The sequence below is a fragment of the uncultured Eudoraea sp. genome, from assembly GCF_947260015.1.
GTDB lineage: Bacteria > Bacteroidota > Bacteroidia > Flavobacteriales > Flavobacteriaceae > Eudoraea.
On record NZ_CAMYOM010000068.1, the window covers coordinates 1 to 4,796 of the forward strand.

5 protein-coding genes are annotated in these 4,796 nt (G+C 36.2%); 4 read left to right on the forward strand and 1 reads right to left on the reverse strand.

The window, feature by feature from the left end; genetic code table 11:
- Positions 1-44 precede the first annotated feature (44 nt).
- The 4 genes from Q0X66_RS15425 (at position 45) to Q0X66_RS15440 (ending at position 3,641) form a co-directional block, all read left to right on the forward strand.
- The gene (locus Q0X66_RS15425) at positions 45-617 is read left to right on the forward strand and encodes a hypothetical protein (RefSeq protein WP_297707934.1); all 573 of its coding nucleotides are present in this window, start codon (positions 45-47) and stop codon (positions 615-617) included.
- 304 nt (positions 618-921) lie between these two features.
- Positions 922-1,890: an NAD(P)-dependent oxidoreductase gene (locus tag Q0X66_RS15430; RefSeq protein ID WP_297707936.1), complete on the forward strand. Its 969-nt coding sequence runs from the start codon at positions 922-924 to the stop codon at positions 1,888-1,890.
- 90 nt (positions 1,891-1,980) lie between these two features.
- Positions 1,981-2,862 carry a DUF2268 domain-containing putative Zn-dependent protease gene (locus Q0X66_RS15435; RefSeq protein ID WP_297707938.1) on the forward strand — a complete coding sequence of 294 codons (882 nt, stop codon included), beginning with the start codon at positions 1,981-1,983 and terminating at the stop codon, positions 2,860-2,862.
- A 173-nt stretch (positions 2,863-3,035) separates the two neighbouring features.
- A complete protein-coding gene (locus Q0X66_RS15440) occupies positions 3,036-3,641 on the forward strand; it encodes a GNAT family N-acetyltransferase (RefSeq protein ID WP_297707940.1) in 606 nt (201 codons plus the stop codon).
- Between the two features lie 6 nt (positions 3,642-3,647).
- Here Q0X66_RS15440 and Q0X66_RS15445 read toward each other — a convergent pair.
- The coding region (locus Q0X66_RS15445; RefSeq protein WP_297707942.1) for a hypothetical protein at positions 3,648-4,796 on the reverse strand (1,149 nt) is incomplete at its 5' end.

Sequence of the window (4,796 nt, forward strand, 5' to 3'; positions counted from 1 at the left end):
AATACCGTTGGCGGTAATTAACAAAGTTCAATAAACAATAGAAGATGACCTTAGAACAAATTTATCTTTTAGCTGAAATAGTAGCTGCTATTGCCGTAGTTGCCTCGTTAATATATTTAAGCATCCAGATAAGAAATAGTAGAAGTCAGGCCAAAAGTGATGCAATCGACCTTATTACAAAAGAGCGTTCAGAGTTTGTGAAAATGATGGCTCAGGACCAAGAATTATCTCTAATTGTACCTAAGGGATTAGCTGCGAAGTCTAAGCTACCAGCAAATGAATATTATAGGTTTAATAATTTTCTATATTATATTTTTATAACATTAGAGTCTGGATATAGAAAATGGGAAAATAATGACCTTGATGAAGAATTATGGAAAGGCTGGGATGAGGCTGTTTATTGGTGGCTCTTGTTCCCAGGGGTACAAACTTGGTGGGTAAATAATATTGCGCCAGGTTATACTGAAAGCTTTAAGAAATATATAAACAATAATATAGAGAAAATTAAGGTAGAAGGATGGAGTGCGAATAAACAGCAAATTAAATTTATGGAGGAAGCTGGCAAACTTCAAAATAATAATGAAAAACTACCGCCAACAAAGCGTATAAGTCATTAAAAAACGGCTCATACACGAGAACGTTAGCAGCAAAAACAATTAAAAATCCCTCCGCTAGTGCGAGCGTCACGCTCGCACCGACCAAGGTGACATCTTTAGCTCTATCTAATGTGTACACATAGAATAAAATATGATGTAGTATAACTCGTCACTAATAATCTTTGTGTGTAATGAAGATATATTAACTTAGTTTACATAAGTGAGATATAGTTAATAACTATATCCGCTTGTTTGTGGCAACTAAAAAATATGATATAAATAGAGAATTAAGATAAATAATTCAGTCAATTTGAATATTCCAATCATGAAGATATTTATTACTGGTGGTTCTGGTTTTGTCGGAATATCACTCATCAAAGAATTAGTAAAAGGACAGCATGAAATTTACTGCTTGGCAAGAAGTGAAAAAGCTATTCAGTTAATCAACAATTTAGGTGCTAATCCTGTAAGTGGGAATTTACTGGCCGTACAAGAGTTTAAAAACAAATTAAAGGGCATTGATGCTATCGTACATTCTGGAGCTAAAATAAAATTCGTTGGAGATCTTGACGAATTCTATGGGGTAAATGTAAAGGCTACAAGAGAATTAATTGATTCTGCAATTGAGGCGAAGGTTAAAAAGTTTATATATATTAGTGCAGCGGCAATTGCGTTAGATGGAAAACCATTGATAGAAATTACGGAAGAGTATCAACCGAAATCTATGATTAAAAGCAATTATCTCAAATCAAAATTGCTGGCTGAAAGTGAAATCCTAAAGAGAAATAAAGAGATACAAGTAATTATTTTACGGCCTCCGGTAGTTTGGGGAGAAGGGATGGGAATTATGAACGAATTTAGAAATACAATTACCAAAATAGGTTTTCCCACAATCGGAGATCCACTTCACCATCTTGCTACTTGTCACATTCAAAATTTAATCACTGCCATTTTATTGTCCCTGAAGAATAATGAAGCTAATGGGGTATTTCTTGTGAATGATAATGAAAAAGTTGAAGTTCGCGAATTTATGAGGAAATTGATAAAAGGATACACTATGGAAATGGGGAACTTACGCATTCCCAAAAAAATGGCTTTACTAACGGCCAATTTCCTTGAATTTATTTGGAAGACTTTTAGCTTAAAAGGAAATCCTCCTATGACTTCTATTATTGTACATATAATGGGAAATGAGTTTTCTATCGATGATACAAAAGCAAGAAGGATATTAGGATACAAACCAACTTTAAGCGTAGAAGAGGGATTACACCAACTTAGTCAGGCCAGAAAATAAAAGCTACAACCAACAATAGCTAAAATGTCAATATGGGCTAAACGCCATACTGCAATTAGCTAGAGCGTTGGAAGCAATAAATGAAATTCTATGAAAACACCATCTCTTTTTTTAATTCTCTGCCTTTTTTCAGGTTTGTGTTTTGGCCAAAATGGCTATCCAGAGAAACCTGAAAACGCTCAGTTTATCTCAACTGATATCCCAAGATTTTGGGAGGCTTTTGATAAAATAGATCAAGGTGGCAATCCATTTAAAGAATATCTGAATGAAGGAAGTCAGGGCCTGAAGGATTTCATAAAATATAGAATTGAAAGTCCTAAAAATTTACGCAAAACAGCAAAGAAAAAAAATGAAGATTATAAGGCTATTCGAGAAAACTCTTTTAAAATGGATTCTTGCGTTTCCCAAATAATGCAATACTACTCCAATTTGGAAGAGATATATCCTGATGCAGTTTACCCCCCAACCTATTTTGTAATAGGGGCCTTTAACTCTGGTGGCACCTCCAAAGAAAGTGGATTGATCATTGGAGTTGAAATGCAAAAATCAATTGAATATATCCCGGGTATTGTAGCTCATGAGTTAATACATTATAACCAAAATTACCCTGAGAATAGGAATACCTTGTTAGAACAAAGTATTACAGAAGGAAGTGCTGATTTCGTTGCGGAATTAATTATCAATTCAACACCAAATGGCGAGAATTTCAAATTTGGACGTTCCAATAAAGAGGAGTTGTGCAAAGAATTCGTAAAAATTATGAATGATACCGGATATCACGGATGGTTATATGGCTCAAGCGGTTTAAAAGATGGGCGCCCCAGAGACTTAGGCTACTGGATAGGTTATGAGATTTGCAAAGCTTATTATTCCAAATCTAAAGATAAAAACGAAGCCCTTAGCGAGATTTTGAATATTAAGGACTTTGAATCTTTTCTAGAGAATAGTGGATATTTAAAGGAATATTTATAAAAAATACTGCTCGCAACACCCCATAATTAGGCGTGACGACACCGCAAAAAATGAAAAATAAAACAAATAACCAATTTGAATTCTCTGAGGAATAGCCCTCCACGCCATTGGCGCGACAGGGCGGACGATTCCACGCCTAAATCATAACCAAACCTTTGGCAGCAAGCTACCCAATGAAACAGTTAAAACTTGAAAATACTTCAAATAAGTTATTCTTAATGGCTAGGGAGCTTTATGAGGCCGCATTTCCTCTGGATGAGCGAAGATCGGAGGATGCCCGGGCCCGAGTTATGATGAACCCGAAATATAATTTTGATATTATTATCAATAATAACGAATTTATTGGGTTTCTCTTGTGGTGGGATTTTAAAACACTTAGATACATAGAACATTTTGCGACCACACCACAACAAAGGAATAGGGGGTTCGGAAAGCTAATTCTTGAAAAATTTATGAAAAGCATTGACAAACCAATTCTTTTAGAAGTTGAATTGCCAAATTCCAACATCAACCAACAGAGAATAAATTTTTATGAAAGAACCGGGTTCAAGCTCAATCAACATTATTATGAATTGCATCCCGCTCACGAAGGTCACTTACCTGTGCAGTTACTGCTAATGTCGTACCCGAACTTCCTCTCAGCAGAAGATGTTAAACGATTTATAAAAAAATGTCACCCAGGAGCTAGTGCGAGCGTCACGCTCGCACCGACCAAGGTGATATCTGTTGCTCTTTACAATGAGGGGGTCTTTAATTTTGTCTCCCGTACTTTATCATAAAATCGTTTAAGATAATTCACTGTTAAGTTCTTCCAGTAGTATTTTTGCCTCGCATAGATCAACTGAGTCAAAACCTTCCGAAAACCAATTGTAAACGCCTTTTAAAAGGTCGTATGCTTCTTCTGCTCTACCCTGTTTTTGCCAAATTCGGGCCAAATCCCTGGCTGAACGAAGTTCAAATGTTTTTGCAGCTTGTTTTCTTGAAAGTTTTAGCGCTTGCTCTAGGATTTTTTCTACGGTTTCATCGGGTTCGTCCATAGCCTGTAAAGTAAGTCCTTTTATCCTGAACAATTCGGCATTATGTATACGAGACCCCGTCTTATTTACATGATCCAAAATCTTTTCAATCCAACTCAAAGCAGATTCATATTCCCCAATAAGGAAATACTTTTCACCAATATAGGGTGATAATGAAACAGCAAACGCTTTAAAACCGACATCAAAGCACACATTGATTAGGGTTACAGCTTTATCAAAAGCCGATCTGTCTCCCTGGAATGCCCTGGCTATATTATAATATACCTCTGCTGTAAGTGTAAAAATGGGATCTCCAAATGCTTTTACGATGGGCAAATATTGTTCCATTATTTCTTCAGCCATTGTCCATTCTCTTGCCTCCAATCCATACAATGAGGGGAAGGTATAGATGTGGTAAAGCGTCATAGAATCCTTATGATCTTCACTATATAATAGATGTTGTTCAGCTAGATTTTTGGCCTGATCCATATAGCCCAATACCTGAAGACAAACCATCTGCCAGCCTTTGGCGCCAACTTCCAAATAACCGGTGGATGTTAGTTCCCAGGAAAATGGTAAAGAAGGATCAAATATTTCAAGAACCCGATTGTAAGATCTGTTTGCTTTTTCAAATTCTCCTTTTATAGTATTAGAACAACCCACTATTTGAGTTGAAAACATTTCAAACCAATGTCCATTTTCCTTATCCTTTGCTAAAATCATCATATTGTCTGAAACCTCATCAACTCTTTGGTAATCTTCTATATTAAAATAATACGTAAGCAAACCGAACAGGACTAATGCCAGTTTTGGACTGACGTCAATATATTGTGCTACCTCCCTGGCCTGATTAAAAGTTTCTTTCACTTTGGGATGGGGAAATCCGTGAGCAACAACAAAGGAACCACCCAGAGTCAG

Excerpts from the sequence above, each read along its gene's own strand:
- Q0X66_RS15425 (WP_297707934.1), top strand. The coding sequence starts at position 45 with ATGACCTTAGAACAAATTTATCTTTTAGCTGAAATAGTAGCTGCTATT.
- Q0X66_RS15440 (WP_297707940.1), top strand. The coding sequence starts at position 3,036 with ATGAAACAGTTAAAACTTGAAAATACTTCAAATAAGTTATTCTTAATG.
- Q0X66_RS15430 (WP_297707936.1), top strand. The coding sequence starts at position 922 with ATGAAGATATTTATTACTGGTGGTTCTGGTTTTGTCGGAATATCACTC.
- Q0X66_RS15435 (WP_297707938.1), top strand. The coding sequence starts at position 1,981 with ATGAAAACACCATCTCTTTTTTTAATTCTCTGCCTTTTTTCAGGTTTG.